This is a genomic window from Streptomyces araujoniae, assembly GCF_050871195.1.
Classification (GTDB): domain Bacteria; phylum Actinomycetota; class Actinomycetes; order Streptomycetales; family Streptomycetaceae; genus Streptomyces; species Streptomyces bacillaris.
On sequence record NZ_CP194070.1, the window covers coordinates 3,576,035 to 3,602,711 of the forward strand.

Sequence of the window (26,677 nt, forward strand, 5' to 3'; positions counted from 1 at the left end):
GCCGACACTCAAGCGATGATGGTCTGGACCTGTCAAGGTCTAGACCAGTTTTCGTGACGCTGCCGTACGCGTCGCGGCGGGCCACCGCCCCCTCCTGACAACGATGCCATCACCTCTCTCAACTGGCCTGATTCCGCCGGATGTTCCTCCCGAGGGCGGCCCGGGAGGGGTGGAGACCGGAGGTAAAAATTCCCGGGCCGTCCAGCATGCGGAACACCGCCGTCCCCCCTGGACCGGGAAACCGCCGGGCCTCCCCGCACCGGAGCACATCGGACTTCCCGAAGTCGTCGGAGGTCGGCAAGTAGGAGCGGAATGCTGTGCTCCGGCTGCCGGGGCTGCTGCCATGAGGGGGTCACATTCCTCTGTGGAGAAGGAGGTTCGCCCGCGATGCGGACCACAACGATGGGCAGGGACGGACCGGTCGTCGGCCGGCTGGGACTGGGGGCGATGGGCCTCTCGTACCGTTACGCGCCCGGCCTGACGGACCGGACCAAGGCGGTGTCACTCGTCCAGGAGGCGGTCGACCTCGGGGTCAACCTGCTGGAGACGGCCGACGCCTACGCGGACGGGGAGAACGAGCGGCTGATCGGTGAGGCCATCCGGGGGCGGCGGGACGAGGTGGTCCTCTGCACCGGCGGCGGCCTGCTCGGCAACCCGGACGGCGTGCTGCGGCCCGCGGGCGGCCCGCAGGCGCTGCGGGCCGCGGTGGACGAGAGCCTGCGGCGGCTGCACGTCGACCACATCGACCTCTATCTCCTGCGCCGCATCGACCCCGCCGTACCGCTGACGGAGAGCTGGGGCGCGCTGGCCGAGCAGGTCTGGGCGGGCAAGATCCGCATGCTGGGGCTGCCCGTCGTCAGCGTGGAGCAGGCCCGCGAGGCCGAGGCCGTGCACGAGGCGGCGGCGATCGGCGCCGAGGTGTCGCTGTTCACCCGGTGCGGCCTCGACGACGTCGTGCCGTACGCGGTGGAGCGCCGGATCGCGCTGCTGGCCGGTGCCCCGCTCGGGCGCGGGCTGCTGACCGGCGCGTTCTCCCGCACCGAGGACCTGGCCCCGGACGACTGGCGGCGCACCCAGCCGCGCTTCGCTCCGCGTGCCATCCGCCACAACTTCGCGCTCACGCAGGCCGTCGCCCAGGTGGCGGCCCGGCACGAGGCCACCCCCGCGCAGGTCGCCCTGGCGTGGCTGCTCCGGCTCGGTGACCACGTGGTGCCGCTGCCCGGCACGCGGGCCTCGTACCACCTCGCGGAGAACCTCGGCGGGGACCGGATCCGGCTGACCGAACAGGACATGACCGACCTGGAGTTCCTGCCCTATCCGGCGGGTTCGGCCGAGGTGTGAGCCGGGCCCGGACCACCCGCGCACGGCTGTCCCTCACTCCCCACCACTTCTGGAGTTCCTGACATGACGACCTCACTGGTACGGCAGGTCCTCCCGCGGCCACGGCCGCGGGCGGCGACGACCGACGTCCACGGCACCACGGCGCCCGGGTTCGCCTCCGTGCGCCACTTCTTCGAACGGGCCTGCCGGGAGGCGGGAACGCCCGGATCCCAGGGAGCCGCGCTGGCGGTCGTACGGGACGGTGAGCTGGTCGTCGACCTCTGGCAGGGCACCGCCGATCCGGTCACCGGGACGCCGTGGGCCGGCGACACCCTCGTGCCGCTGCTGACCGGCTCCCACGCCGTGCTGGCCACGGCGGTGCTGCTCCTCGCGGACATGGGCGCGCTCGCCCTGGACCGGCCGGTGGCGGAGTACTGGCCGGAGTTCGCGGTGCGGGGCAAGGGCGCGGTGACGCTGCGGGACGTCCTGACGTTCACCGCCCGGCTGCCGGGCATGGCGGCGGGGATCGACCAGCGGGACGTGGAGAACCCGCGCATGATGGCCGCGCTCCTGGAGATGCACAGCCTGGAGGACGATCCCCGGGCCGGGGGCGTGCTGCACGGGCCGTGGACCGCCGGGTGGATCGTCGCGGAGGTGGTCCGCCGGGTCGACGGCCGCGACCTCGACCTGTTCTTCCTGGAGGAGATCGCCGGTCCGCTGGGCCTGGACGTCCACTTCGGGCTCGTACCGGACCAACTGCCGCACACCGCCCGCATCTCGTACGGCGCGGACTTCCGCTCCCGGTTCCCGGCGCCGGACGGCGGGGCGGACGGTGGCGCGGCGGACCTCTGCGGGCGGGTGTGGAACAACCCGTCGCCGTTCCCGGCGGACGCGGGGGTGTGGAGCGAGAGCCGGCGGCGGTACGCGATCATCCCCTCGCTGGGGGCGTACGCGTCGGCCCGTGGTCTCGCCCGGCTCCAGGGCGTCCTGGCCGCCGACGCCGTACGGGCTCCGGGCGAGGAGCCGTTGCTGCTGTCGCGGCGCACGCTCGACCAGGCGCGGAGCTTCTGGGTCGAGGGGCTGGACCCGCTGCTCGGCGGGGTCAGCGCCTACGGCGAGGGGGGCCTCCAACTCCTCGACGACGGGCTCCATCCGGCCGTCCGCGCCGGGGCCTTCGGGCACCAGGGTCCGGGCGGGATCGCCTACCAGGCCTGGCCCCAGGCCCGGACCGGCGCCGCCTGGATCCGCGGCCGCCTGACGGCGGGCCCGGGCGCCCGCCTCCTGGACGAGGTGGCGGGCGCGGTGGACCGGGCACTGCGGGCGGGATGAGGACGGGGCGGGGTGGGCACCGGTCCGGGCCCGCGGGGCGGGCACCCGGCCGGGGTCACCGCCGCGGGTTCCCGCCCCCGTCCCCGTCCCCGTACGACCGACGGGCTCAGCGCCCGCCGGGTACGGCCGACCCGGCCGGGCTCACCGCCCCGCACGGCGACGCGCTCAGCCCCCGCCGCGCCTCGCGGCTGCGGTCATGTCCGGCGACGCGTCCCCCGAAGCCGCCACCCGGTCAGGCCGACCGCCCCGCTCACCCCGGCCACCCTGCCCGTCCCGGTCGCCCCGCTCGCCCCGCTCGCCCCGGCCACCCCGCCCGTCCCGGCCGCCCTGGTCGTCCCGGCCGGTCCCGGCGCCCCGGTCGTCCCCGTCGCCCCGCCCCGCGCGACCGCCCCGGTTCCCCCGGTCGTCCGCGTCGCGCCGATCGCCTCGGTCGCCCCGCACTCCCCGGACCCCCTGGTCGTCATCGGTCCGATCACCCCGGCCACCGTGCTCGCCCGGGTCGTCACCATCGGTGCGGTCGCCCCGGCCGTCCCGCTCGTTCCCGCCGCCTCCCTCCCCCCGGTCCGCGGCGAGGCCGTGCAGGACCACGTCCCAGACGGAGTCCCAGAGCGTGTCCCAGGCCGCGTCGCGGGGGGTGCCGTGGGCGGCCATCGCGCCCTCCGCCAGGTGGGCCAGCATCGCCACCGCGTCCTCGGGCGCCACGCCGGGGCGGAGCCGGTGGGCGCCGTGGGCCCGGTCGAGCAGATCGCGGAGGACGGGGAGCCAGGTCTCGGCCAACGGCGGTGCGCCCTCCGGCGGATCGGCCTCCAGGCGGCGTGCGGCGCGGACGAAGCGGTCCTCGTGCGCCAGCCGGGCCAGCGTGGCGATCAGGGTGCGCAGCTCCCGTAACGGATCGGCGGCGGGGGCGAGTTCCGCCAGGCAGCGGCCGAAGCGGTCGCGCCCGGTGGTGCGCACCTCGTCGGCCAGGGCGGTCTTGTTGCGGAAGTGGAAGGTCAGAGCACCGATCGAGGTCGCGGCCCGCCAGGCCACCCGCTGGAGGGAGGCGCCCTCGTAACCGCGCTCGGCGAACTCGTCGGCCGCCGCCTCCAGCACGGTCTGGCGCGTCCTGGCCGCCCGTTCCTGCATGCGCCTTCTCCTTGAACCTCGGTAAGTCGTCGCGCTTCTCCCTCAGAAATATAACGAACATTCTCTATGTTTGTTAGTCTGCTCAGCGACGCTCACCTGGGAGGGACCTGCAGTGACGACGATGCACGAAACGCCCGAGATGGCGACGGGCCGAGCGCTGGACGACCTGTCCCGCCTCCTCTTCGGCCATTTGCACCGCTCCGACCAGCAGCGTTGGGGCCATGTGTACTTACAGGGGCTGCTGCGCACGCACGGCAAGAAGACCGTGCGCCGCATGGCGGCCACCGTGACCGGATCCGAGGCGGCGTCGTCGTCGCTGCACCAGTTCGTGAACGCCAGCCCCTGGGAGTGGACCCCGGTCCGCGGCCGGCTGGCCCGCTGGACCGCCCGGACACTGCCGGTGCGGAGCTGGACCCTGGCGCCGACCGTGCTGCCCAAGCGGGGCGACCACTCGCCCGGAGTGCATCAGCGTTTCCTGCCGGAGTCAGGGCGTACCGTCAACTGCCAGCTGGGACTGGGCCTGTTCCTGGACGCGGGGCAGGCGCACATCCCGGTCGACTGGCAGCTCTTCCTGCCTCCCCGGTTCACCCGGGACCCCGCCGTACGCGACCGGGCGAAGATCCCCGCGACGGCCCAGGCCCGGCCGCTGTGGGACCAAGCCCTGCACCTGGTCCAGGAGATGACGTCCTGGACGGACGACGGGCGGACCGCACCCGTGGTGGCCGACCTGACGGCCCTGTGCGACATCGCACCGCTGGCACAGCGGCTCCAGGGCAGCGGGCACGCCTTCGTGCTCGCCATCCCGGGGCAGACCGCCCTCGGCGGACCCGAACTGCCGCCGGGCGAAAGGCCGTCGGCGCGCGCGCTGCTGCTGCGCCGCGGGGTGCGGCACCCGGCGGGCGCGGGCCGGCAGATCATCTCGTACGAGACCCCCGTGCGCGGGGTGCGCCCGAGCGGTGAGCACACCCAGGGGGCGGGCCGGCTGATGGCCGAGTGGGACGCGGGCACCGGGCGTCCGGGCCGGATCTGGCTGACGAACATCACCGACCGCCATCCGGCCGAACTGCTGGAGCTGGCCCGCTCGCCCCGGGGGGCGCAGTCCGCCGTCCGGCGCATGGGCGAGGACTTCGGGCTCCTGGACTTCGAAGGCCGCTCCTTCCCCGGCTGGCACCGGCACATGACGCTCGTCTCGGCCGCCTACGCGTGCGCCACCCTGGAGGCATGACCCCCTGACGCTTTACTTGCGCATACAAATAAATATCGGCCAGAGCTCACCCCGTGGGCTCCGGCACTCCCCAGATGATTGCATGGGCATGTATCTTGTTGTTATCGCAGTCGAGAAGGGGAGCTGTTCCATGACGATCAACCAGCAGCCACGCGCCGCCTCCGATCAGACCATGTGGGAGGCCGTTCTCGGCCTGCACGCCTTCGTGGAACGCCAGCTCGCGCACACCCTCCAGCGCCGCTACGGCGTCGGCCTGTCCGAGTACCGCGCCCTGGAGACCCTCCACCAGGCCGAGAACGGCGAGTGCCGCATGCAGGAGCTGGCGGACCACATCGGGCTCGGCCAGAGTTCGGTGACACGCCTGGTGGGACGGCTCGACAGCGCGGGTTACGCCTACAAGGACAGCTGCACCGACGACAAGCGCGGGGTCTTCGCCGTCATCACCGAAGAAGGCCGCAAGCGCTACCAGGAAGCCCGCGCCACGTACGCCGACGTCCTCAGCTCGGCCCTCAACACCGCGAGCGCCGACGCCCAGCTCGCCCGGGCGGTGCAGGCGCTGCGCAGCGCCGCCTGACACGATCACGCCAGACGGCGGGAGGCGGCCGGGGTAACCCGGCACCCCCGCCGTCTTTTGCATGTTCGGGCTTCTTCCACAACCGGCGAGGGTGTGGCCTGGATCACACGAACGCTCTATCTATTTGCTTGACCATGCAAATAGAGACCCGTAGATTCTCTCTCGTAGCCAGATCTCGCGGCCTCAGGGCCGGCTCATCCGGCTCAGGCCCGATCGCGTACCCGGCTCGCACAGCTCGATCGCGCAGCCGGACCGCACAGCCGGATCCTGCCGCCAGATCGCCCAACCACCGAGGGGGACCGTTGCCATCGCCTCGCCTGTTACAGGCATTCAGCAGACATGTGCAGGAACAGCCCGACAGCACCGCGCTCGTCGCCTCCGGCGAACGGGTCACCTACGCGGAGCTGGAGCGGCTGACCCGCCTCGCCGCCGCGGACCTGGACGGCGCCGGCTTCGGATTCGTCCGCGCCCTGTGCGTACCGGCCCACAAGTCGCCGGAGACCATCGCCCTGCTGCTGGCGGCCTGGCGCCAGGGGATCAACACCCTGGTCCCCTCCCCGAGTCTGGGCGCCGCCGCCCTGGCCACACTCACCGCCCAGGCCCACGGCCCGCTGACGGCCACCGCGGTCCCCGGCGGCGGCGTGGTCCTGGCGCGGGAGGAGACCGACCCGGCCCTGGCGGACGGCTTCGTCGTCCCCGACCCCGCCGAGTCGCTGCTGACGCTCACCACCTCCGGTTCCACCGGCGTCCCCAAGCTGGTCCCGATCCGCACCGAGGCCTTCGACCGGTTCGCCGACTGGGCCACCGGGAAGTTCGGGCTGGACGGCTCCACCCGGGCCCTGAGCTTCTCGCCGCTCAACTTCGATCTGGCGCTCCTGGACGTCTGGACGGTCCTGGAGGCCGGCGGCACGGTCGTGCTGGCCGACGCCGGGGCCAGCGGGGACGCCGGTTATCTGCGGGAGCTGGCCCTCGCCCACGAGGTGACCCTCGTGCAGGGCGTGCCCCTCCTCCACCGGCTGCTGGCCGCGGACGGGGCCCGCTACCCGGCGGTCCGCACGGTCGTCTTCACCGGGGAGGCCGTCTCCGAGCAGGGGCTGCGGGACGCGTTCGCCGCGTGCCCGGACGCCCGCTTCCACAACGTCTTCGGCTGCACCGAGACCAACGACAGCTTCATCGAGGACGTCGACCCGGACGCGTACGTCCATCCGCTGCCCATCGGCACCCCGATCGACGGCACCGACGCGGTGCTGCTGATCGACGGGCCCGAGGGCACCGAGGTCCTCCAGGGTCCCGGCACCGGTGAACTGCTGGTGCACACCCCCTTCCAGACCGGCGGCTACCTCGAACAGGCCCGCAACGCCCACGCGTTCATGCCCGACCCGCGCGGCGGCGGCGCCATGTTCTACCGCACCGGCGACCTCGTCCACCGCGACGCCGACGGCCGCTACTTCCTCCAGGGGCGCACCGACTTCCAGGTCAAGGTGCGCGGCGTGCGCACCAACACGCTGGAGGTCGAGACCGTCCTCGGCGCCCACCCGGACGTCGTCGAGGCCTGTGTCGTCGCCCTGCCCTGCCCCGAGGCCGGCAACCGGCTGCACGCCGAAGTGGTGCGCCGGGACGGGGCCTCCCTCAGCTCGCTGGGACTGCGGGCGTACGCGGCGAAGCACCTGCCGCGCCACGCCGTGCCCAGCTCGGTCGGGCTCGCCGGCACCCCGCTGCCGAAGACCCCGACCGGCAAGCCCGACCGCAACTCGATCAAGAACACCCGACTGAACGGAGACGCCCCATGAGCACCGGTGCCCACGACCCGATCCGCGCCTACATCGTCAACGAGTTCCTCGCCGGCGAGGACGCCGAGGACCTGACCGACGACTTCGACCTCATCGAGAGCACCGTCGTCAACAGCCTCGGCCTGGTCCGCCTCATCTCCTGGATATCGGAGACGTACCACATCCCCGTCGACGACATCCCCCTGGAGCCGGCCGCCTACCGCACGCTCGCGGACATCCGCGGCTTCGTCGCGCAGGCCGCCCCGGCCTCCGTCTGACCCCACGAGCCCCACCGCCCCATCCCCGTACCACCCCTCCCCCCACGCGCACAGAACGCGCACGCGCAGGACGCGCACGCACGGAACGCGCACGCACAGAGGCACGAACGCACCGGCACACACGCACCAGGCGCACCAGCACAGGCCCAGAACACGTCCAGACAACAGCGATGACAGGAGTACTCCCATGATCGTCCGTTCTCTCTCCGAGGTCCCCGCGGTCGAGTGGGGCAGCGGCACCAGCCACCGCCTGCTCACCGAGGCGGACGGTATGGGCTTCACCGTCTGCGAGACGCTGGTCCGCCGGGGCACCACGAGCGGGCTGCAGTACCTCGGCCACCTGGAGGCCTGCTACTGCATAGGCGGCTCGGGCGAGGTCGTCACCACCGACGGCACCCGCCACAAGATCAAGACCGGGACCATCTACGCCCTGGACCAGCACGACGCCCACCACCTGATCGCCTCCGACGACGAGGACCTCCTCCTGGTCTCCGTCTTCAGCCCGGCGCTGCGGGGCGACGAGAAGCACTCGCTCTCCGAGGACGGCTTCTCCCGCTACTGATCCCGCCGCCGGGTGCGGGGCCGCGACGGCGCGGCCCCGCACCCGGCCCATCCCGCGACCGGCGAACCGGCGAAAGGCAAGGCAGAGCCCTCATGGCAGCAGAGAAGGACACAGACACCTACGGCATCACGGCGCCGTACGGCGACGAGCTGAACGACGACGTCGCCCGCTGGGACCGGGCCGGCGAGTTCCCCCAGGAGAAGTGGAAGCCGCTCCAGCGCTCCGGCCTCTTCACCCTCCCCTTCGCCCCGGAGTACGGCGGCGCCGGCCGGACGCTCACCGAGACCATGGCCGCGCTGGAGGGCCTCGGCCACACCAGCCGGGACGCGGGCCTCAACTTCTCGGCGTCCACGCAGATCGTCAGCGTCGGCATCCCGCTCCAGGCGTTCGGCTCCGAGGAGCTGCGCTCGCGCCATCTGCCGCGGGTCACCTCGGGCGAGGCCATCACCGCGCACGCGATCACCGAGCCGGGCCACGGCTCGGACGTCATGAACATCCGGACCACGGCCGTCCGCGAGGGCGACGAGTACGTGATCGACGGCGGCAAGATGTTCATCACCAACGCCCCCGTCGCCGACCTCTTCCTGCTCTACGTCCGCACCGGCAAGCCGGGCGCCTTCGGGCTCAGCACCTTCCTCGCCGAGCGCAACACGCCGGGCCTGAGGATCGGCGAGCCGCTGGAGACGATGGGGCTGCGCACCTCCCCGATCAGCGAGGTCACGCTCGACAACGTCCGGCTGCCCGTCGCCAACCGGCTCGGCAGCGAGGGCGCCGGGTTCCTGATCATGGACTACGTGATGAAGCGGGAGGTGCTCTTCTCCTTCGCCGTCAACCTCGGCGAGATGACCCACCGCCTCAAGCGCGTCGTCGAACACGCCACCACCCGGCAGCAGTTCGGCACGGCCATCGGCAAGAACCAGGCGGTCTCCCACAAGATCGCGGACATGAGGATCGCGGTGGAGACGGCCCGCAAGTGGCTGTACGACACCGGGCGCAAGGTCGAGCAGGGCACGGACGCCTCGCTGGACGTGGCCGCCACCAAGATCGTGGTCAGCGAGGCCAACCAGCGCACCGCCCAGCACGCCATCCAGATCTTCGGCGCCCGAGGCTATCTGACCGACACCGGCATCGAGCGCGAGCTGCGCAACGCCACCTCCGGCTCCATCTACTCCGGCACCAACGAGATCCAGCGCAACTGCATCGCCGCCCTGATGGGCCTGTGACGAGAGGCATCCGCCATGACCGAGACCCTGACCGACGCCGTCCCCGCGCCCCCGGCCGCCGAGGACCTCGACCGCCTCACCGCGGCCACCGACTTCCTCGACCACGACCACGAGACCGTACGCGCCTTCGTGGACAAGGCCCTCCAGGGGGTCGACCGCGCCACCGCCACCCCCGTCGAACTCGCCGTCGCCCTCTACTACGCGGTGCGCGACGGAATCCACTACGAGGTGTACGGCGCCGACCTGTCGCCGCAGGGGCTGAAGGCGTCCAGCATCATCACCGGCGGCAAGGGCTTCTGCCTGCACAAGTCCGTCCTCTACGCCGCCGCCTGCCGCTCCGTCGGCATCCCGGCCCGGCTGCACTACAGCGACGTCCGCAACCACCTCGCCTCCGACCGGCTGCGCTCCTACATCGGCGGCGACGTCTTCTTCCACGGCCTGGCCACCGTGTACCTGGAAGGCCGGTGGCTGCAGGTGACCCCGGTCTTCAACAAGCTGCTGTGCCGGCTGTACGGCATGACCCCGCTGGAGTTCGACGGCCGCTCCGACAGCCTCTACCACCCCTTCGACGCGCAGGGGCGGCAGAGCATGGAGTTCCTCACCGACCACGGCGACTTCGACGACGTCCCCTACGAGTTCGTCATGGGCAACATGCGCCGCAAGCACCCGAAGTTCCTCGACGCGGAGGGCACCGGCACGGTCAGCGGCGGCTCGCTGGCCGACGAGGCGAGCTGAGCCCCGCCGCGTAGAGCGGCACGCCACCCGCGTACCGAGCACGCCATCTCCGTACCGGGCACGCCGTCCCCGTACACCGGCACATCCCGCTCGCCCGCTCGCCCGCTCGCCCGCTCGCCCACAGGCACGTCACGTCATGTCACGTCATGTCACGTCAGCAGCACGGCAGAAGAAGAGGAGAAGCACCCCATGACGCAGTTCCAGGCCCGAGAGGACGGCTGGGGCGCCGTCGCCCGCGTCGGTGTCGTCGTTCCGCACGCGGACGTCGGGCCGGAGTCCGAGCTCCAGGCGATGGCCCCGCGCGACGTCTACATCCACGGCTCCCGCGTCCACTTCGGGGCGATGCGGCCCGGCGGCGAGATGGACCCCAAGATCCCGCACGACCCGGTGCGCGCCTTCATCGACCCGCCCTTCATCGACGACGCCGTCGAACTGCTCGCGGCCTCCCCGCTGGACTCCATCGCCCTGGGGTTCACCAGCTCCGCCTACGTCCTGGGCGCCGACGGCGAGCAGAAGCTCTTCGAGCGGCTCGCGGAGCGGACCCGCGGCATCCCGCTCACCGGCACCACCCACGCGGCCGCGGCCGGGTTCCGCGCGCTGGGCGCCGAGCGGATCGCGCTGGTCAACCCGCCGTGGTTCGACGACGAGCTGTCGGCCCTGGGCGCCTCGTACTTCGGTGAGCGGGGGTTCGACGTCGTCCACCACGCCCCCTGCGGGCTCCCCAGCAACCAGAAGCTCATCACCCCGGAGGCCCTGGTGCAGTGGATCGAGTCCACCGTCGCCCCGCAGCGGCCGCAGGCGGTCCTGGTCGCCGGCAACGGCATCCGCGCCGTGGGCACCATCGCGGGCCTGGAGGAGCGGATCGGCCTCCCCGTCCTCACCGCCAACCAGGTGCTCTTCTGGCACGCGCTGCACCTGGCCGGCGGCACCGGGGCGGCCGCGCGGATCAGCGACTACGGCGCCCTGTTCGGCGTCCGCCCGGAACCCGGGAGCGTGACCGGATGAGCCTGCTGCCCGCGTACGGCTACCAGGCCGCCGTGCAGGAGACCTGTGACACGCCGGAGTACCACATGCCCCTGGTGTGCTGGCACGACGACGCCAACGGCGTGCGCGGCCTGGTGCTGTACCGCGGGGCGCTGCGCCCGGCGGAGCAGGTGCCGGGGTTCCGGCGCTATCTCGCCGCCGAGGGTCTGGAGCAGTACGCCACGACCGGCCCGTGGCCGCTGCTCGCAGCAACCGCCTGATCCGACCCGTGGCGGGGACCGGCCGGGTCCCCGCCACATCAGGAGCCGTATCGACATGACACACGACCTCAAGTGGTCCGACGCGCCTCCGGGCGAGATCCGCGACCAGGTGGCCGTCTGGATCGTCCGGGCCCCGGCCGGGCAGCGCCTGCCGCCCGACGGGTCCCCGCCCGACTGGCTCGACGAGAAGGAGCGGAGCCGGCTGGCCGCGATCCCGCAGCACTCCGGCAAGGAGGCCTACGCCTTCGCCCACTGGGCGCTGCGGAGCGTCCTCGGGTCCTCGCTCGGCTGCCCGCCCCGGAGCGTCGGATTCCTGCGGCAGCCGTGCCCCGGCTGCGGCGGGGCGCACGGCAGACCGGCCATCCGCGATCCGGACCGGGGCGGCGAGCCACCGGAGTTCTCGATGTCGCACAGCGGGGACCACGTCGCCATCGCGGTCGCCGAGGCCACCATCGGCATCGACATCGAGTCCCATCCGACCCCGGAGTCGGTCGCCGGCTATCTGCCCTTCCTCCACCCGAGGGAGCAGCAGTGGCTGGGCGGCCGCCCCGACGACGAACTGGTCCGGGACTTCGCCCGGCTGTGGACCCGCAAGGAGGCCATGGCCAAGGCGACGGGCCAGGGCATGGCGGCCGTCATGAACCGGCTGGACCTCACCGGCCAGCCGCTCGGCTGGCGGGTGCGGCAGCTGATCGCCCCACCCGGGTACGAGGCCAGCTTCGCGGTCCCGGCCTCGGTGCACCTGGAAGTCGTCATGCATGACGAACTCCCTTATCCGATGCCGGAGTTGGAGCGAGTCTGAGCAGTGGCGGGCGGTCCGTACCCCTGTGGAGGGGAGGTACGGGCCGCCCGCCGCGTCACGTCATGGAGCCGGTGGAGCCGGTGGAGCCGGTGGAGCCGGTCAGGCGAGGGTGACCTCGGAGGTGAAGACGCGGACGCCGTGCTGCTCGACGGAGACGGGGACGCGGCGGCGGCCCGTACCGGCGGGGACCGGGGATCCGGCCACGACGACGGCGGGGGCGTCGAGTTCGACGTACCGGACGAAGTCCGTACGCATCCCGATGACGGCCGCGCCGGCGGTGCCGTCGACGGCGTGCGCCGCCTGCCGGGCGGCTTCGAGCAGGAGCATCCCGGGCACATGGTCGACCGGGTGGTCGAAGAGGACCGGGTGGGCGGGGTCGACGCGCAGCAGCCACCGGCCGGGTCTCTCGCCCCCCAGCGCGGGAGAGAGGACCACGTCGGCCGGGGAGCACCGGCCCACCCGCTGCGGCTCCACCGGCGCTCCCGCCGGCAGGCAGTGCTCCAGGGCGGTGTGGATGTCCGCGTAACTCCCGCGCAGTCTGCGGTAGATGGCCTCGGGCTGGTTGTTGAAGCGGGTGTGCGCGATGCCCATCAGCCGTTTCCCCAGGTGGACATCGATGTCCATGGTCATCCCGGCGAACCGGGTGCCGCGCCGGACCACGTTCGAGCAGGTGACGACCAGGCGGACCTCGTCCTCGGCGGTGGTGACCAGCGAGGCCAGCGGCTCGACCGCGAAGCTCACGTATTCCCAGGCCTGCCTGTGCTCCCGGGGGACGCCGTGCACGGCGTGGGAGAGCAGCGGAACCGCCTGGCGTACGGTCTCCGCGAGCAGCAGCGGGTCGTAGGCGCCCTGCGACGGCCGGTAGAACGCGTGCCCCTTCGGCCAGCGCGCCGTGATCACGAAGCGTCCCGGGCACGGCTCGGCCCACGTGCTGAGCAGTACTTCCTCACCCCGAAGCTTGTGCACCTGCCACTGGTGCACCGGCGACCGCCGGACCGCCGGCCGCTCGACCGGCGCCTGCCGGACAGGCGCCTGCCGGACCGGCTGCGCGTCGCGTCTCAGCACGGAAACAGACAACGTGGACCCCCCAGATCGTTGATTGCTCGTGGACGACTACACAGAGGCGCGCTCAGGGCACTCCATGCACCGACCCAAAAATAATGTTTCTTTTGTTTTACTGGGTCAAGGGGTTGGGCGGCCAAGGTTTCCCCTGAGGCAAGCAGGGCGCATATCCAGCCCAACTCGGCTAAAAGACACTCAACTTGGCGGCAATCGGGCCAGGTAACATAAGGAGCATTCTTTTCGGGAAGGTGAAGGGCATGGCGCAACCGAAACAGGAGCGAGCGGAGCAGACCCGTCGCGCTCTCCTCCATGCAGCAGCAGAAGTCTTCGACGAGTACGGCTACGCGGGAGCCAGCATCACCCGCATCCTCAAACGCGCCGGTGTGACGGCCGGGGCGCTCTACTTCCACTTCGGCTCCAAGGAGGACCTGGCCAAGGCGGTGATGAACAGCCAGCCGGAGACCCTGGTCCCGCTGGTCGCCGCGGGCGGGCTGCAGCGGCTCATCGACCTCACGCTCGTCTGGTCGTGGCAGCTCCAGCGCGATCCGCTGCTCCGGGCCGGCGTACGGCTGACCAACGAGCAGACCTCCACGGAGGGCCCCGCGAACGCCGATCCGTACGAGAAGTTCCGCGCGATCATGACCGGCTATCTGGAGGAGGCCCAGGAGGACGGCGAGCTGCAGCCGGGTGTCGATCCGGCCGTGGTGGCGGAGTTCGTGGTCGCCGCCTGTACCGGGATGCAGATGTACTCCAACGTCGTCAGCGGACGCCGGGACCTCCCCGAGCGCACCCAGCAGATGTGGAATCTGATCCTCCCGGGTATCGCGGTGCCGTCCGTGATCACCCGCGCCGAGGCGACCCCCGCCCGGGGCGCCGCGATGATGCCCTGACCGCACCGGTCCACGGACCGGGCCGACCGCCCGCACCGACCGATCGCCCCGACTCCCCCGACCGCACCCGACGAACCGCACTCCGGCCACGGGCGTCCTGATCACGGGCGCCCGTGGCCGAGGGCGTCCCGACCGCACACGCCTCGACCGCCCACGTCCCGACCGCCCCACGACCGCTCTGCCCGCCGACCGTTCCCCCCGCCCCGGACGATCCCTACGGAGCCGCATGCTTTCCTTACGCCTGGCCGCGCTGAACATCGACGGTGTCCTGCTCAACGACACCTTCAGTCCGGTCATCCACCAGTTCGTCACCAGCAGGGGCGGTACGTACTCCGCCGCCCTGGAGCGATCCGTCTTCTCCCAGCCGCGGCACATAGCCGGCCGGCGGCTCGCGGCCGCCGTGGGCGGAGGCATGACCGGCGAGGCGGCGCTCGCCGCCTACTTCGAGGAGCGCGCCGCCCACGTCGACCGCCACCCGGTCATGATCACGCCGGGCACCCGCCAGCTGCTCCACCGGCTGCGGAGCGCGGGCCTGCGCACGGTCTGCTACGGCGGCCTGGGCAAGGAGCACTTCGACCACCATCTGAGCCGCTACGCCCACCTGTTCGACGGCCCCGGCTATGTCTGCACCAACGACTTCCGCCCCGGCCTCCGGGAGATCACCGAGGACGTCTTCGGCCTCCGCCCCGCCCAGGCCCTCTTCGTCGACGACGTCGCCCGGGTCGCGGACGCGGCCCGCGAGCTGGGCACGGCCTTCGTCGGCCGCCCCTCCGCCTTCGCCCACAGCCACCAGCGCGCACTCATGCGGGAGGCGGGCGTACGGCACCTGATCGACCGCCTGGACACGCTCGACGGCGGCCTGCTGCGCCGGATCGACCAGGAGATGAACGCGGACACCTTCTGGAGCGCCCCCCTCACCGCGGCGGGCCGGGGCGGGTACGCGTCCGCGTCCGGCCGGGGCGGGTACGCGTGACGCCGGGCGGAGGGCCGCAGCCCGGCAGAGCGGCGGCGGGCGGGCCGCAGTCCGGCAGAGCGGCGGCGGGCGGGCCGCAGTCCGGCAGAGCGACGGCGGGCGGCGGGCTGCTGTCCGGGAAGGTGGCGCTGGTCACCGGCGCCTCCAGCGGGATCGGCGCCGCCGCGGCCCGGCACTTCGCCGACGAGGGCGCCGCCGTCGTGCTCGTGGCCCGCCGGGCCGCCCTGCTGGAGGAGGGCGCCGAGCGCATCCGCAAGGACGGCGGCCGGGCCGTGGCCGTACCGGGCGACGTCACCCGCCCCGCGGACATGGAACGGGCCGTGGCCACGGCGGTCGAGCGGTTCGGCCGCCTCGACTGCGCGTTCAACAACGCCGGTCACGCCAGCGCCGGAACGCTCCTGCACGAACTCCCCGACGACGCCTTCGACCGCACCCTGGACGTCAATCTGCGCGGGGTGTGGAACTGCCTGCGCGCCCAGCTGCCCGCCCTGATGGCGGCGGGCGGGGGCGCGGTCGTCAACACCTCCAGCGTCGCGGGCGTCCGGGCCACCGCCGCGTCGGCCGCCTATGTGGCCGCCAAGCACGCGGTCATCGGCCTCACCCGGGCGGCGGCGGCCGAGTACGGCGAGCACGGCATCCGGGTCAACGCCCTCGTGGTGGGCGGCACCGACACCGAGATGATGGACGCCCTCCGCCCGCCCGGCCCCGCCGTGGGCGCGGGCTTCGGCTCCCAGGGCATCCAGCGGCGGCTGGCCGACCCGGTCGAGATCGCCCGCGCCGCCGCCTGGCTCTGCTCGGACGCCTCCTCCTTCACCACCGGGACCGCCCTCGCGGTGGACGGCGGGCGCACCGCCAAGTGACCCCTGTGGTACGCGACACGACGGAACGCCCCCGGCGGCTGCCGCCCATTCCTGATGGGAGGCAGCCGCCTGGGGCGTACGGTCGTGGTGCGTACGGTGGCGATGGCTGCGGCCGTGGTGGCTGCGGCCGTCGTGGCCACGGTCGTGGCGCGTCAGACCTGGAGCGCGCCGGGCCGGTCCGTGACCTGCTGGGCCGCCGGGGCCGGGGCGACCGCCTCGGGCTTCGTGCGGTCGGCCAGCTTCAGCCAGATGACACCGACGATGATGACCGCCAGCCAGATGCCCTTGGCGAGGGTGAGGGTCTCGTCGAAGAAGACCGGGCCCAGGACGGCGGCGCCGACCGCGCCGATGCCGGCCCAGACCGCGTAGCCGATGCTGACCTCGATCGTGCGCAGGGCCAGGCTGAGTGCGTAGAGCGTCAGCAGGAAGAACACCACGGCGACCAGGGACCAGGTCAGGACGGTGAAGCCTTCGCTGCCGCCGACGGCGAGCGCGTATCCGATCTCGAAGACTCCGGCCAGCAGGAGCGAGAGCCAGGCGTTGGTGGGGTTCTTGACCGCGTTGGACATGGGAGGTGGATCCTCTCTGAAATGGCGTCAGATGGTGTGCGGGGAGCGCCGCGTGCGCGGCCGGGGGTGGTGCACCCGGGCTCAGGCGGAACCGCTCAGCTGGAGGCCGACGACGCCACCGATGACGAGGACGATGCCGATCGCCTTGTTCCAGTTCAGGCGCTGGCCGAAGAAGAGCGCGCCGAGGATGGTGATACCGACGCCCGCGACGGAGGTCCACAGGGCGTAGCCGACGCCGACGTCGAAGGTCAGCAGCGCCTTGCTGAGGAAGAAGGTCGCGGCGGCGCCGCTGGCCAGGGTGATGCCGGTCCACTTGCGGTTCTTGAAGCCCTCCGCCTTTCCGGCGGCGATGGCGACAGCGATCTCGAAGGCGACGGCGATGGCGAGGTAGAGCCAGTGCATGGGAGGTCCTTCCGTGCGGTGGGTGAGGAGGGGAGCGGGCGTGGGGGAGGCGGTGCGTGCGGCGGTGTACGGCGATGTCGCGGGGCCGGGCCCGGGGCCTGGGGCCCGGGCTCCGGCGGGTACCGGAGCCGGGGCCCTGGTGCCTACCGGGCGCCGACCGGGGCCGGGGCCGTGGTCAGTGCCGGGTCCGGCTCATGGTGAGGAAGTCCTGGAACGGGGCCTCGGCCTCGGGGAGCTGGAGCGCGGTGACCTTGATGGGCCAGCGCTCGGGGTCCTCGGCGAAGAGGGAGTAGGTGCTGGTGTAGTCGAAGCCGTACCGGGCGGCGGTCCGGCGGTCGGCGGTGTGCACGATGTGGCCGATGCCGGCGAACCGCGCCGCCATGTAGCACAGGGCGCAGGGCTCGCCGGAGGCGATCAGGGTGGCCCCCGCCACGGCGCGGATGCCGTGCCGGGTGGTGGCCTCGCGGAGGGCGACGACCTCGGCGTGCGCGGTCGGGTCGTTGTCCTCGCGGACCCGGTTGAAGCCGGTCCCCAGGATCCGTCCGCCGCCCACGACGACACCGGAGAAGGGGATGCCGCCCTGGGCGACGTGCTCGCGGCTGAGCCGGATCGCTTCGTGGGCGAAGCCCATCAGTTCGCTGTCGTGTGTACCCATGGCAGTTCGTCTCCCGAGTTGCCCTGTAACGTTCATTTGCCTGCACATGCAATCGGATGGTTCCACAAGTCTCCGCCGTTGACGCGACCCGATGGACTTAATCTTGCATGTGCATGTAACTGGTGTCAAGCGGTTGCGTGCGTACGGGCGTTGTCCAAGGTCGCCAGCGGTTCCAGCACCCGCGGATCGAACGGCACCGGAGGAACCCCCGCGGCCACCTTGTGCGGCAGGTCGGGGTTGGCCAGCGCGCCCGTCCCGACGGCCAGGACGTCGGCGTGCCCCTCGTCCAGGACGCGCCGCGCCGCCGCGTCCTCGTGCAGAGCGCCGTTGGCGATGACGGGGAGCCCGGTGACCTGCCGGGCGAGCCCGGGGAGCGTCGGCCCGTCCGGCGCCCAGTCCCGCCCGCTGCCCGCGAGGTGCAGATAGTCGGCACCGGCCCCGGCGGCCGCCGTGAAGAGGACGCGCGCCTCGGCGTCGCCGCCCGGCCACCGCCACCCGAAGTCGTTGATCTTCCCCTGGGAGAACCGGACGCCGACCGTGAAGCCGGGCCCGGCCGCGCCTCTGACCTCGGCCGTCACCTCCCGCACGAGCCGTGAGCGCCCCTCGGCGTCCCCGCCGTACCCGTCGGTGCGCAGATTGGTGTACGGGGTGAGGAACTGGTCGAGCAGATAGCCGTTGGCCGCGTGGATCTCCACGCCGTCGAAGCCGGCGTCACGGGCGCGGACCGCCGCGGCGGCGAACCCCTCGACCGCCTCGGCGATCTGGGCGCGGGTCAGCTCCAGCGGTACGGGCCAGGGGCCGCTGCCCCGGTACTTGTCGAGCTGCTCGCCCTTCGGCCGTACCGCCGAGGGGCCCGCGCTCCGGTCGCGGAACCGGTTGCCCTGCGCGAGGGCCCCGGCGTGCATCAGCTGGAGGACGATGCGCGCGCCGGCGGCGTGCGCCCGGTCGACGACGGCCCGCCAGGCGGCGGCCTGCGCCTCGTCCGTGATGCCGGGCTGGTGCAGATAGCCCTGGCTGAAGGCGGTGTCGGTGTAGGTCCCCTCGGTGATCAGGAGCCCGAAACCGCCCTGGGCGAAGGCTTCGTAGTACTCGGCCATCTGCTCGGTGGCCCGGCCGTCCGCGGTGGCGGAGACCCGGGTCATGGGGGCGACGGCGAATCTGTTGCGCAGGTCGAGACCCGCGAACCGGCAGGCGGTGAGGGCGGGATGGGGGCGTAACGCGCCGGTGCGGACGTCGCTCACGTCAGCACGTCCCGTCGATGCCGCAGGCCGCGCCGTAACCGGCTTCCTCCGCCTGCCGGGCCTGCGCGTCCAGGATCGCCTTGCGCAGCTGGGCCGGGCGCGGGACGCCCTCGATGCGGATGCCCCCGACGAGCAGGGTGGGGACGGACCGCACCTGGTGCGCGGCCGCCTCCCGCAGGGCCTCCTGGTGCCGGGCGCGGTAGGTGCCGTCCGCCAGCGCGGCCCGGAACCCGGCCTCGTCCAGGCCGGTCTCGGCCGCCAGGGCGGCGAGGACGTCGACCTCGCCCAGGTCCCGGTCCTCCTGGAAGAAGGCGCGGAACATCCGCTGGTTGTAGGCGTCGCCCCGGCCGTGCTCGGCCGCGTACTGGTACCCCTCGAAGGCCAGGGCGGTGTAGGGCTGGGGCGAGACGGTGGGGAGCGTGATGTCGACCCCGAGCCGCCGGGCCATGGGGTAGACGGCCCGCTCCCAGATGGCGGGCAGGTACTCGTCCTCCGGCCGCAGGGTGGGCTGGGGGTGGGCCCGCAGCTCGAAGGGCATCCACTCGACTTCCACGTCGACGCCGACGTCCTTGATCGCCTCTTCGATGGGGCCCTCGGCCAGCATGCAGAAGGGGCAGACGTAGTCGGACCAGATCTTGATCTTCACGGGATCAGCCATGCACAGGCTCCAGATAATTGATCGCGCAAGCAACAACATCTCTCGACGGGGCGACGGGAGATGGAAGGGATCCCCAGAAGGTTGCACGATCATGCACTTTAGTGTCAAGTCCTGCCGTACCCGCCCCGGACGTGTCCCGGGCGCACCCGACGGCGCACCGGGGCAGCGGAAACGGCGGTGGCCCCCAGCCTCGAAGGCTGGGGGCCACCGCCGCGGTACCGCTGGGGCGCGCTCCTACAGGAACGAGTTGATCTCGATCGTCTCGGTCCGGCCGGGGCCGACGCCGATGGCGGAGATCGGGGCGCCCGACATCTCCTCCAGGGCCTTCACGTACCCCTGCGCGTTCTTCGGCAGGTCGGAGAAGGTCTTGGCCTTGGTGATGTCCTCGGACCAGCCCGGCAGGGTCTCGTAGATCGGCTTCGCGTGGTGGAAGTCGGTCTGGTTGTACGGGAGTTCCTCGACGCGCTTGCCGTCGATCTCGTACGCCACGCAGACCGGGATCCGCTCCCAGCCGGTGAGCACGTCCAGCTTGGTGAGGAAGAAGTCGGTCAGGCCGTTGACCCGGGTCGCGTACCGCGCGATCGGGGCGTCGAACCAGCCGCAGCGGCGGTCGCGGCCGGTGGTGACACCGCGCTCGCCGCCGATGCGCCGCAGCGCCTCGCCGTCCTCGTCGAACAGCTCGGTCGGGAACGGACCGGCGCCCACGCGCGTCGTATAGGCCTTGAGGATGCCGATGACGCGGCTGATCTTCGTCGGGCCGACACCGGCACCGGTGCAGGCGCCGCCCGCCGTCGGGTTCGACGAGGTGACGAAGGGATACGTGCCGTGGTCGACGTCGAGCAGGGTGCCCTGGCCGCCCTCGAAGAGCACGACCTTGCCGTCGTCGATGGCTTCGTTCAGGATCAGGGTCGTGTCGGCGACGAACGGCTTGATCTGCTCCGCGTACTGGAGCATGTCCTCGACGACCTTGCCGGCCTCGATCGCGCGGCGGTTGAAGACCTTGGCCAGGAGCTGGTTCTTCTGCTCCAGGGCGGCCTCGACCTTCTGCTCCAGGATCGACTCGTCGTAGAGGTCCTGGACGCGGATGCCCACCCGGTTGATCTTGTCGGCGTACGTCGGCCCGATACCCCGGCCCGTCGTACCGATCTTGCGCTTCCCGAGGAAGCGCTCGGTCACCTTGTCGAGCGTGACGTTGTACGGAGTGATCAAATGAGCGTTGCCGCTGATCAGAAGCTTGGACGTGTCGACGCCACGCTCGTTCAGACCGCTCAGCTCGGAGAGCAGGACCGCCGGGTCGACCACGACACCGTTCCCGATGACCGGGGTACAGCCCGGCGACAGGATTCCGGAGGGGAGGAGATGCAGTGCGTACTTCTGGTCGCCCACGACGACCGTGTGACCGGCGTTGTTACCGCCCTGGTATCGCACGACATAGTCCACGGATCCACCGAGGAGATCGGTGGCCTTCCCCTTGCCCTCGTCACCCCACTGAGCACCGAGCAGCACAAGTGCGGGCACAGGCGTACACCCCTTCCGGGCGGGGCATGTCCAAGGTCAGGGGGCGTACGTCAAGGTCGTACCTGCCGCACGACGATGTACGGCACAGCCTGAGCCGTCGAACCGGGTGCCCCGGAATAGACGAAGCCCCTGGCGCAATAGCGCAAGGGGCTCTTGCACCAAGATGCTACCCGAGGAAGGACCGAGGTGTCGGCTGCAGAGCCCCCCGGCGACGGCGACGACCAGCTTCTCGTGGTCATCGACCCGGCCGCCCGCAGGACCGACGGCGAGTCCGTCCGCATCGCGAAGGACGTGCTGAGCGCCGGCTCGCACGCCAAGATCTGCCTCCCGGACACCCCGGAGGAGTTCGCCCGCGCCCTCTCCCGGCGGGGCTCGCGCCGCCCGGTCGTGGTCGGTGACGACCACGCGCTGCTCCGGGCCGTGGCCCAGCTCCACCGGGAGCGGGAGCTGGCCCGGGGCGTCCTCTCCCTGATCCCCGTGGGCGCCGCGCACGCCCTGGAGGTCGCCCACGCCCTCGGCGTCCCCCGGGGCGCGGTGGCGGCCGCCCGGACGGCCCTGGACGGGGCGGTGCGCCGGCTGGACCTGCTGGTGGACGACAGCGACGGCGTGGTGCTCGGCCGCCTCCGCATCCCCGCGCCCGGCCCCGCGCCCGGCCCGGGGGCCCCGCACACCGGCGTCACGGCCGTCTGGGACACCTGCCGCTCCCTGGTGACCTCCCTGGTCCGCCCGGCCGTCCCCGGAGCCGCCACCGCGCCCCCGGGGACGTACCGGCTGCGGGTCGAGGCGGACGGGGTGCTGCTGAGCGACCTGGACGCGCCGGTACGGGACGTCTCGGTGCTCTCCCAGGGCGACGGGGGCCTGGCCGACGTGGTGGTCCGCACCTCGGACGGCGAGCAGGTCACGGTGGAGGCCAAGGCCGTCACCGTCTCCGGCGCGGACTTCCGCTACCGGGCCGACATACAGACCGCGGGCCCGGTCCGCACCCGGACCTGGACCGTCCGGGCGGGCGCCTGGGGCCTGATGCTGCCGCTCCCGGCGAGCGCGGACGGCACGACGGGCGCACGCTGAAAGAGTACGTACAGGAGGAAAGGGTACGTACGGCAATCGGCCGCGGAGGTGACCGTCATGACCGCAACCGCCACGCCCAGAGTCACGGTCGGCTGGCACATCGACCTCGCATTCGAGGAGGACGCGCACCGCACGCGCGCCGCGGCCCTCGTCCGCCTCTCCGACGGAACCGAGGTCCGCGCCCACGGCTACGCCAGCCGCCACCCCTCGGACGAGGACCAGCAGCGGGTCGGCGAGGAGATCGCGGGGGCCCGCGCCCTCAACGAACTGGCCATGAAGCTCCTCACCAAGGCCCACACGGAGATCGACGAGGCCTCGGGCCGCACGTCGTACCCGCTGACCTGAAGTAGCCCTTCAGGGCGGCGGTTCCAGCCCCTCAGGACGGCCCTCCAGCCGCTCCAGAAGGCATTCTCAGCCCCTCCGGCGCTTGAGGAGCGGTCCCGCATGTCCCGCCTCCCCCGCGCTTCGGGCCGGGCCCGCATATCCAGCGCCCCTCCCACCCCGCGTTCCGGGCCGGGTCGGCATATCCAGCCCCTCCGGCGCTTGAGGAGCGGGGGTCCGGGGGCGGCGCCCCCGAAGCCCGGGGCGGAACCGCGCCCGCACGCCACCGCGTCCCCCACCCCATGGAGACGCGACGACGAGAGGCCCTCACCGGCACCGCAGGGTGCGCGACCGCCGTGCTCGGCGCCCTCGCGGGGATCGCGGTCTGGTTCCCGTACGGCAGGCGAGGCCTCTCCGGCGCCTTCGAGGGCGAGACCGCCCCGATGGTCCTCCTGCTGGGCGCTCCCGTCCTGCTCCTCGGCGGGGCGACCGCCGCCCTGGCCCTCTTCGCGCTCGTACGGGGCCGGTGGCGCCCCGCGCTGGCACTGCTCGCGGCCCTCACGGCACTCGCCGCCCTCGGCTACGGTTTCGACGTGCTGGGCGCCCCCCGGGCCCTGGAGGACTGCGGCTCCCCCTGCTGACGAGGCGCTGACGGGGCCGTGGACGGGAACGGCCCGCCGCCTACACCTCCACCACCAGCTCCTTCAGCCCCCGGATCACGTACCCCGGCTGCCACTCCGGCTCCGCCACCATCCGCATCGCGGGCGCCTGCCGCAGCAACTCCCCGAAGGAAGCCTCCAGTTCGAGCCGGGCGAGCGGCGCGCCCAGGCAGTAGTGGATGCCCGCGCCGAACGTGATGTGCGGGTTGTCCACCCGGCCCAGGTCCAGCCTGTCCGGCTCCGCGAACCGCTCCGGGTCCCGGTTGGCCGAGCCGAACAGCAGCGCCACCTCCGCGCCCCGCCCGATCACCTGCCCGTCGACCTCGATGTCGTCCAGCACCCACCGCTCGAACATCTGCAACGGGGTGTCGTAGCGCAGGAGTTCCTCCACCGCCGTGGGCAGCGAGGCGGGCGCGGCCCGCAGGGCGGCGAGCTGCTCGGGGTGGTGGAAGAGGGTCCGCCACCCGTTGACCGTGGTGTTCACCGTCGCCTCGTGGCCCGCGTTGAGCAGCAGCACGCAGGTGGAGACCATCTCCTGCTCGGTCAGCCGCTCGCCCTCGTCATGGGCGGCGATGAGCGCCGAGATCAGGTCGTCGCCGGGGGCCGTGCGCCGCTCGGCGATGAGCCCGCGCAGATACGCGGAGAACTCCTCCGACGCCCGCACGGCCGCCTTCGCCGTCTCCTCCGACGGGTTCAGCTCGAACATCCCGCAGATCGCCGCCGACCAGGGCCGCAGCGGTCCCCGGTCCTCCTCCGGCACGCCCAGCATCTCCGCGATCACGGCGACGGGCAGCGGTTCGGCCACCTCCGCCAGCAGGTCGCCGCCGCCCCGGGCCACGAACGCGTCGACCAGCCCGGCCGCCAGCCGCCGTACGGTCGGGGCCAGGTTCTCGACCGTACGCGGGGTGAACGCCTTGGAGACCAGCCGCCGGATCCGGGGGTGGTCGGGGGCCTCCAGGTCGAGCAGCCCCTGCCCGTTGAGCGTGGTGAACGGCTCGTGCGCGGCGGGCGGCGGGGTCCGGCCGAACTCGTCGTGGGTGAAGCGGTGCAGATACGTGCGGCCCAGGCGCCGGTCGCGCAGCAGGGCCGATACGTCGGAGTGGTGCGGGATCAGCCACTGCCCGGTCGGCTCGAACCAGTGCGCCCGGCCGGCGGCGCGCAGGGCGGCGTAGGCGGGGTAGGGATCGGCGACGAACGCGGGTGACCAGGGATCGAAGGACACGTGCATGACCCGACGCTACCCGCGTCCACCACCACCGCAAGGGGTCCGCCCCACCGCGGGGGCCCGCGCACGACGCCCGGCCCCGCTCCGGCCCCCGCTCCCGGCCCCTGCTCCCGGGCCGCTCCCGGCCCGGCACTACCCCGGCGTCACCAGCCTCGCCTCGTACGCGAACACCGCCGCCTGCGTCCGGTCGCGCAGGCCCAGCTTCACCAGGATGCGGCTCACATGCGTCTTGATCGTGGACTCGGCGACGATCAGGTGCGAGGCGATCTCCGCATTGGAGAGCCCCTGCGCGATCAGGACGAGCACCTCCGTCTCGCGCTCCGTGAGGTCCCCGACCCGGGCGAGGGCGGGCGGTCTCGGGGCCTCCGCGAGCTTGGAGAACTCGGTGATCAGGCGCCGGGTCACGGTCGGCGCGAGCAGCGCCTCGCCCGAGGCCACCACCCGTACGCCGTCCGCGAGCTGCCGGGCGGAGGCGTCCTTGAGGAGGAAGCCCGAGGCCCCGGCCCGCAGCGCCTGGTACACGTACTCGTCCAGGTCGAAGGTGGTCAGGACCAGCACCTTGGCGTCCACGGCCTGCGCGACGATCTCGCGGGTGGCGTCGATGCCGTTCATCCCCGGCATCCGGATGTCCATCAGGACGACGTCCGGGAGGAGGGCGGCGACCTTGCCGACGGCGTCCCGGCCGTCCACCGCCTCCCCCACGACGGTGATCCCCGGCATGGCGTTGAGCAGGACGGAGAAGCCCTCGCGGACCATCATCTGGTCGTCCACGATCAGCACGCGGATGTCGCTCATGCCCGGTCCGCCTTCTCGTACGGGGCGGCCTCGGCGCCCGGCGCGGCGGCGGGCCCTTCCGGCTCGCTCTCGGCCGGCGGCACGGGCAGGAAGACCGCCACCTCGTACCCGCCGTCGTCCGTCGCCCCGGCCGTCATCACCCCGTCGAGCATCGCCACCCGCTCCCGCATCCCGGTGATCCCGTGCCCGGCCCCGGGCGACGGCTTGACCAGGCCGGTCGCGGGCCCGTTGACGATCCGCAGCCCGATCCCGCCGAGCACGTACGAGATCTCGACCCGGGCCGTGGCGCCGGGGGCGTGCCGCAGGGTGTTGCTGAGGGCTTCCTGGATGATCCGGTACGCCGACAGCTCGACGCCCTGGGGCAGCTCGCGGACGGCCCCGGTGATCACCTTCTCCGTCTCCAGGCCCGTCTCGCGGACGTTGTCCAGAAGCCCGTCGAGCACGGCCAGGGTGGGCTGCGGGGCGTCCGGCGCCTCGTAGTCCTCCGCCCGGACGACCCCGAGGACGCGGCGCAGCTCGGTGAGGGCGGCCACGGCGTTCTCGCGGATGGTGACGAAGGCCTGCTCCAGCTCGGGCGGCGGGTTCTCCACCCGGTAGGGGGCGGCCTCGGCCTGGATGGCGACGACCGACATGTGGTGGGCGACCACGTCGTGCAGCTCGCGGGCGATGGTGGTGCGCTCCTCCAGCAGCGTGCGCCGGTCGCGCTCGGCGGCGGTGACGGTGCGCTGCACGGTGACCTCGCGCTCGGCGTCGCGCACCTCCCGCTCGGCGTCGCGCCGGACCTGGAAGACGGTGACGACGAGCAGGGCGAAGGCGGACAGGATGGCCAGGGGCGCCGTGACGGACGGGTCCCCGGCCCCCAGGAACACCCCGAACAGCAGGGTCAGCAGCCACATCCAGACCGCTGTGCGGGGCCGGGTCCGGGCCGCCACGACCACCAGCACCACCACCTGGGCGATGAAGGCGCTGGCCCCCCAGAGCCCGTCGGTGCCCAGGAGCGCGCAGAAGAGGGTCGCGGCCCAGGAGGCCCAGAACGCGGCGACCGGCCGCACCAGGGTCATCGCGACCGGGATCGCGGGCACCAGCCCCATGAGGAGGCGGAAGTTCCAGCTGGCGAAGCCGGACATCATCACGATGAAGGCGGCGAACAGCACCAGGGCGTGCGGGGTCCACACGACGGCCCGCCGCAGCCCCTCGGGCAGCCGGCGTATGAACCGCCCCTCCGGCGAGAGGGGCGGCAGCGGGCGGTAGGCGAACACATGGCGGAAGAGGTCTTCCCGCAGGCCGTCCATCGCGCCGGCGGCCGCCCGGATCTCCGGGCTACTGGTCTTCGTCTGGGTCTCGGTCACGTTTCCACGGTAGGTGGCGGCGGAGTGCGGGTCGTCCCTACCGAAGCTGATTCCGGGGCGTCCCCCTCAAGGACTACCTTCCCCCTGCCGGTGGCTGTGCCGAGCCGCTCGCGCCCCGCTCACACCCCGCTCGCGCCCTGCGCACGCGCGGGGGCGGCGCCCCCCGACGCCGCCCCCGCACACCCCCGATGCCACCCACGGCACGCCGCCCCCGTACGCCCCGTACGCCTCGCACGGCCCACGCCT

29 protein-coding genes are annotated in these 26,677 nt (G+C 72.7%); 18 read left to right on the forward strand and 11 right to left on the reverse strand.

Annotation, left to right across the window (positions count from 1 at the left end; genetic code table 11):
- Window positions 1–387: 387 nt before the first annotated feature.
- Complete coding sequence (locus ACQ9ZG_RS15120; protein WP_109916684.1) at window positions 388–1,341, forward strand: aldo/keto reductase; 954 nt, start codon at window positions 388–390, stop codon at window positions 1,339–1,341.
- A gap of 63 nt (window positions 1,342–1,404) precedes the next feature.
- Window positions 1,405–2,649, forward strand: a complete 1,245-nt coding sequence (locus ACQ9ZG_RS15125) for a serine hydrolase domain-containing protein (RefSeq protein WP_499280659.1) — start codon at window positions 1,405–1,407, stop codon at window positions 2,647–2,649.
- 165 nt (window positions 2,650–2,814) lie between these two features.
- Here ACQ9ZG_RS15125 and ACQ9ZG_RS15130 read toward each other — a convergent pair whose 3' ends face one another.
- Window positions 2,815–3,774, reverse strand: a complete 960-nt coding sequence (locus ACQ9ZG_RS15130; RefSeq protein ID WP_499280660.1) for a TetR family transcriptional regulator — start codon at window positions 3,772–3,774, stop codon at window positions 2,815–2,817.
- A 121-nt stretch (window positions 3,775–3,895) separates the two neighbouring features.
- Between ACQ9ZG_RS15130 and ACQ9ZG_RS15135 the strand changes: the two genes are divergently transcribed.
- The 10 genes from ACQ9ZG_RS15135 (at window position 3,896) to ACQ9ZG_RS15180 (ending at window position 12,186) form a co-directional block, all read left to right on the forward strand.
- Window positions 3,896–4,999, forward strand: a complete 1,104-nt coding sequence (locus ACQ9ZG_RS15135; protein ID WP_499280661.1) for an IS701 family transposase — start codon at window positions 3,896–3,898, stop codon at window positions 4,997–4,999.
- Between the two features lie 130 nt (window positions 5,000–5,129).
- Window positions 5,130–5,573 carry a MarR family winged helix-turn-helix transcriptional regulator gene (locus tag ACQ9ZG_RS15140; protein ID WP_018489542.1) on the forward strand — a complete coding sequence of 148 codons (444 nt, stop codon included), beginning with the start codon at window positions 5,130–5,132 and terminating at the stop codon, window positions 5,571–5,573.
- Between the two features lie 341 nt (window positions 5,574–5,914).
- Window positions 5,915–7,363, forward strand: coding sequence for an AMP-binding protein (locus ACQ9ZG_RS15145; protein ID WP_109916844.1), 1,449 nt, complete (start codon window positions 5,915–5,917; stop codon window positions 7,361–7,363).
- Complete coding sequence (locus ACQ9ZG_RS15150) at window positions 7,360–7,620, forward strand: acyl carrier protein (RefSeq protein WP_028416024.1); 261 nt, start codon at window positions 7,360–7,362, stop codon at window positions 7,618–7,620. The genes ACQ9ZG_RS15145 and ACQ9ZG_RS15150 overlap by 4 nt, the downstream gene beginning before the upstream one ends.
- Window positions 7,621–7,807: 187 nt before the next feature.
- Window positions 7,808–8,182, forward strand: a complete 375-nt coding sequence (locus ACQ9ZG_RS15155; RefSeq protein ID WP_109916845.1) for an ectoine synthase — start codon at window positions 7,808–7,810, stop codon at window positions 8,180–8,182.
- A 92-nt stretch (window positions 8,183–8,274) separates the two neighbouring features.
- On the forward strand, window positions 8,275–9,405 hold the full coding sequence (locus ACQ9ZG_RS15160) for an acyl-CoA dehydrogenase family protein (protein WP_028416023.1): 1,131 nt from the start codon (window positions 8,275–8,277) through the stop codon (window positions 9,403–9,405).
- 15 nt (window positions 9,406–9,420) lie between these two features.
- Window positions 9,421–10,140, forward strand: coding sequence for a transglutaminase-like domain-containing protein (locus ACQ9ZG_RS15165; protein WP_109916846.1), 720 nt, complete (start codon window positions 9,421–9,423; stop codon window positions 10,138–10,140).
- Window positions 10,141–10,329: 189 nt separating this feature from the next.
- Window positions 10,330–11,145 (forward strand): maleate cis-trans isomerase family protein, encoded by an 816-nt coding sequence (locus ACQ9ZG_RS15170; protein ID WP_018489548.1) that lies wholly within the window; start codon window positions 10,330–10,332, stop codon window positions 11,143–11,145.
- A complete protein-coding gene (locus tag ACQ9ZG_RS15175) occupies window positions 11,142–11,384 on the forward strand; it encodes a DUF6253 family protein (protein ID WP_018489549.1) in 243 nt (80 codons plus the stop codon). Before ACQ9ZG_RS15170 ends, ACQ9ZG_RS15175 begins: the two co-directional genes overlap by 4 nt.
- 55 nt (window positions 11,385–11,439) lie before the next feature.
- Window positions 11,440–12,186, forward strand: coding sequence for a 4'-phosphopantetheinyl transferase family protein (locus ACQ9ZG_RS15180; RefSeq protein ID WP_109916847.1), 747 nt, complete (start codon window positions 11,440–11,442; stop codon window positions 12,184–12,186).
- 99 nt (window positions 12,187–12,285) lie between these two features.
- Here ACQ9ZG_RS15180 and ACQ9ZG_RS15185 read toward each other — a convergent pair whose 3' ends face one another.
- Window positions 12,286–13,251 carry a ScbA/BarX family gamma-butyrolactone biosynthesis protein gene (locus ACQ9ZG_RS15185; RefSeq protein ID WP_109916848.1) on the reverse strand — a complete coding sequence of 322 codons (966 nt, stop codon included), beginning with the start codon at window positions 13,249–13,251 and terminating at the stop codon, window positions 12,286–12,288.
- A gap of 254 nt (window positions 13,252–13,505) precedes the next feature.
- On the opposite strand from ACQ9ZG_RS15185, the gene ACQ9ZG_RS15190 reads away from it, so the two are divergent.
- The 3 genes from ACQ9ZG_RS15190 (at window position 13,506) to ACQ9ZG_RS15200 (ending at window position 15,971) form a co-directional block, all read left to right on the forward strand.
- Complete coding sequence (locus tag ACQ9ZG_RS15190) at window positions 13,506–14,138, forward strand: ScbR family autoregulator-binding transcription factor (protein ID WP_018489552.1); 633 nt, start codon at window positions 13,506–13,508, stop codon at window positions 14,136–14,138.
- Between the two features lie 226 nt (window positions 14,139–14,364).
- Complete coding sequence (locus ACQ9ZG_RS15195) at window positions 14,365–15,111, forward strand: HAD family hydrolase (RefSeq protein WP_109916849.1); 747 nt, start codon at window positions 14,365–14,367, stop codon at window positions 15,109–15,111.
- A 107-nt stretch (window positions 15,112–15,218) separates the two neighbouring features.
- A complete protein-coding gene (locus tag ACQ9ZG_RS15200) occupies window positions 15,219–15,971 on the forward strand; it encodes an SDR family NAD(P)-dependent oxidoreductase (protein WP_028416018.1) in 753 nt (250 codons plus the stop codon).
- Between the two features lie 152 nt (window positions 15,972–16,123).
- On the opposite strand, the gene ACQ9ZG_RS15205 is transcribed toward ACQ9ZG_RS15200, so the two are convergent.
- The 6 genes from ACQ9ZG_RS15205 to ACQ9ZG_RS15230 form a co-directional block, all read right to left on the reverse strand.
- The gene (locus tag ACQ9ZG_RS15205) at window positions 16,124–16,540 is read right to left on the reverse strand and encodes a DMT family transporter (RefSeq protein ID WP_109917535.1); all 417 of its coding nucleotides are present in this window, start codon (window positions 16,538–16,540) and stop codon (window positions 16,124–16,126) included.
- Between the two features lie 81 nt (window positions 16,541–16,621).
- Window positions 16,622–16,942, reverse strand: a complete 321-nt coding sequence (locus tag ACQ9ZG_RS15210; protein ID WP_018489556.1) for a DMT family transporter — start codon at window positions 16,940–16,942, stop codon at window positions 16,622–16,624.
- Window positions 16,943–17,117: 175 nt separating this feature from the next.
- Complete coding sequence (locus tag ACQ9ZG_RS15215; RefSeq protein ID WP_018489557.1) at window positions 17,118–17,597, reverse strand: nucleoside deaminase; 480 nt, start codon at window positions 17,595–17,597, stop codon at window positions 17,118–17,120.
- Between the two features lie 125 nt (window positions 17,598–17,722).
- Window positions 17,723–18,838 (reverse strand): oxidoreductase, encoded by a 1,116-nt coding sequence (locus tag ACQ9ZG_RS15220; protein ID WP_499280664.1) that lies wholly within the window; start codon window positions 18,836–18,838, stop codon window positions 17,723–17,725.
- A 1-nt stretch (window position 18,839) separates the two neighbouring features.
- On the reverse strand, window positions 18,840–19,496 hold the full coding sequence (locus ACQ9ZG_RS15225) for a DsbA family oxidoreductase (RefSeq protein ID WP_109917250.1): 657 nt from the start codon (window positions 19,494–19,496) through the stop codon (window positions 18,840–18,842).
- Between the two features lie 234 nt (window positions 19,497–19,730).
- On the reverse strand, window positions 19,731–21,014 hold the full coding sequence (locus tag ACQ9ZG_RS15230; protein ID WP_026237801.1) for an adenylosuccinate synthase: 1,284 nt from the start codon (window positions 21,012–21,014) through the stop codon (window positions 19,731–19,733).
- Window positions 21,015–21,200: 186 nt separating this feature from the next.
- On the opposite strand from ACQ9ZG_RS15230, the gene ACQ9ZG_RS15235 reads away from it, so the two are divergent.
- The 3 genes from ACQ9ZG_RS15235 (at window position 21,201) to ACQ9ZG_RS15245 (ending at window position 23,044) form a co-directional block, all read left to right on the forward strand.
- Window positions 21,201–22,082: a diacylglycerol kinase family protein gene (locus ACQ9ZG_RS15235; protein WP_499280665.1), complete on the forward strand. Its 882-nt coding sequence runs from the start codon at window positions 21,201–21,203 to the stop codon at window positions 22,080–22,082.
- 57 nt (window positions 22,083–22,139) lie between these two features.
- Window positions 22,140–22,427, forward strand: a complete 288-nt coding sequence (locus ACQ9ZG_RS15240; protein ID WP_109916431.1) for a DUF1876 domain-containing protein — start codon at window positions 22,140–22,142, stop codon at window positions 22,425–22,427.
- A gap of 278 nt (window positions 22,428–22,705) precedes the next feature.
- Complete coding sequence (locus ACQ9ZG_RS15245; protein WP_109916430.1) at window positions 22,706–23,044, forward strand: hypothetical protein; 339 nt, start codon at window positions 22,706–22,708, stop codon at window positions 23,042–23,044.
- Between the two features lie 40 nt (window positions 23,045–23,084).
- On the opposite strand, the gene ACQ9ZG_RS15250 is transcribed toward ACQ9ZG_RS15245, so the two are convergent.
- The 3 genes from ACQ9ZG_RS15250 to ACQ9ZG_RS15260 form a co-directional block, all read right to left on the reverse strand.
- Window positions 23,085–24,290: a cytochrome P450 gene (locus ACQ9ZG_RS15250; protein WP_109916429.1), complete on the reverse strand. Its 1,206-nt coding sequence runs from the start codon at window positions 24,288–24,290 to the stop codon at window positions 23,085–23,087.
- 129 nt (window positions 24,291–24,419) lie between these two features.
- The gene (locus ACQ9ZG_RS15255; protein WP_109916428.1) at window positions 24,420–25,082 is read right to left on the reverse strand and encodes a response regulator; all 663 of its coding nucleotides are present in this window, start codon (window positions 25,080–25,082) and stop codon (window positions 24,420–24,422) included.
- Window positions 25,079–26,431, reverse strand: coding sequence for a sensor histidine kinase (locus ACQ9ZG_RS15260; RefSeq protein ID WP_109916427.1), 1,353 nt, complete (start codon window positions 26,429–26,431; stop codon window positions 25,079–25,081). The genes ACQ9ZG_RS15255 and ACQ9ZG_RS15260 overlap by 4 nt, the downstream gene beginning before the upstream one ends.
- Window positions 26,432–26,677 lie beyond the last annotated feature (246 nt).

Bases quoted from the DNA above. Each gene is read 5' to 3' on its own strand.
- ACQ9ZG_RS15120 (WP_109916684.1), top strand. From the start codon at position 388: ATGCGGACCACAACGATGGGCAGGGACGGACCGGTCGTCGGCCGGCTG.
- ACQ9ZG_RS15125 (WP_499280659.1), top strand. From the start codon at position 1,405: ATGACGACCTCACTGGTACGGCAGGTCCTCCCGCGGCCACGGCCGCGG.
- ACQ9ZG_RS15130 (WP_499280660.1), bottom strand. From the start codon at position 3,774: ATGCAGGAACGGGCGGCCAGGACGCGCCAGACCGTGCTGGAGGCGGCG.
- ACQ9ZG_RS15135 (WP_499280661.1), top strand. From the start codon at position 3,896: ATGCACGAAACGCCCGAGATGGCGACGGGCCGAGCGCTGGACGACCTG.
- ACQ9ZG_RS15140 (WP_018489542.1), top strand. From the start codon at position 5,130: ATGACGATCAACCAGCAGCCACGCGCCGCCTCCGATCAGACCATGTGG.
- ACQ9ZG_RS15150 (WP_028416024.1), top strand. From the start codon at position 7,360: ATGAGCACCGGTGCCCACGACCCGATCCGCGCCTACATCGTCAACGAG.
- ACQ9ZG_RS15155 (WP_109916845.1), top strand. From the start codon at position 7,808: ATGATCGTCCGTTCTCTCTCCGAGGTCCCCGCGGTCGAGTGGGGCAGC.
- ACQ9ZG_RS15160 (WP_028416023.1), top strand. From the start codon at position 8,275: ATGGCAGCAGAGAAGGACACAGACACCTACGGCATCACGGCGCCGTAC.
- ACQ9ZG_RS15165 (WP_109916846.1), top strand. From the start codon at position 9,421: ATGACCGAGACCCTGACCGACGCCGTCCCCGCGCCCCCGGCCGCCGAG.
- ACQ9ZG_RS15170 (WP_018489548.1), top strand. From the start codon at position 10,330: ATGACGCAGTTCCAGGCCCGAGAGGACGGCTGGGGCGCCGTCGCCCGC.
- ACQ9ZG_RS15175 (WP_018489549.1), top strand. From the start codon at position 11,142: ATGAGCCTGCTGCCCGCGTACGGCTACCAGGCCGCCGTGCAGGAGACC.
- ACQ9ZG_RS15180 (WP_109916847.1), top strand. From the start codon at position 11,440: ATGACACACGACCTCAAGTGGTCCGACGCGCCTCCGGGCGAGATCCGC.
- ACQ9ZG_RS15190 (WP_018489552.1), top strand. From the start codon at position 13,506: ATGGCGCAACCGAAACAGGAGCGAGCGGAGCAGACCCGTCGCGCTCTC.
- ACQ9ZG_RS15195 (WP_109916849.1), top strand. From the start codon at position 14,365: ATGCTTTCCTTACGCCTGGCCGCGCTGAACATCGACGGTGTCCTGCTC.
- ACQ9ZG_RS15205 (WP_109917535.1), bottom strand. From the start codon at position 16,540: ATGTCCAACGCGGTCAAGAACCCCACCAACGCCTGGCTCTCGCTCCTG.
- ACQ9ZG_RS15210 (WP_018489556.1), bottom strand. From the start codon at position 16,942: ATGCACTGGCTCTACCTCGCCATCGCCGTCGCCTTCGAGATCGCTGTC.
- ACQ9ZG_RS15215 (WP_018489557.1), bottom strand. From the start codon at position 17,597: ATGGGTACACACGACAGCGAACTGATGGGCTTCGCCCACGAAGCGATC.
- ACQ9ZG_RS15225 (WP_109917250.1), bottom strand. From the start codon at position 19,496: ATGGCTGATCCCGTGAAGATCAAGATCTGGTCCGACTACGTCTGCCCC.
- ACQ9ZG_RS15240 (WP_109916431.1), top strand. From the start codon at position 22,140: ATGACCGCAACCGCCACGCCCAGAGTCACGGTCGGCTGGCACATCGAC.
- ACQ9ZG_RS15245 (WP_109916430.1), top strand. From the start codon at position 22,706: ATGGAGACGCGACGACGAGAGGCCCTCACCGGCACCGCAGGGTGCGCG.
- ACQ9ZG_RS15250 (WP_109916429.1), bottom strand. From the start codon at position 24,290: ATGCACGTGTCCTTCGATCCCTGGTCACCCGCGTTCGTCGCCGATCCC.
- ACQ9ZG_RS15255 (WP_109916428.1), bottom strand. From the start codon at position 25,082: ATGAGCGACATCCGCGTGCTGATCGTGGACGACCAGATGATGGTCCGC.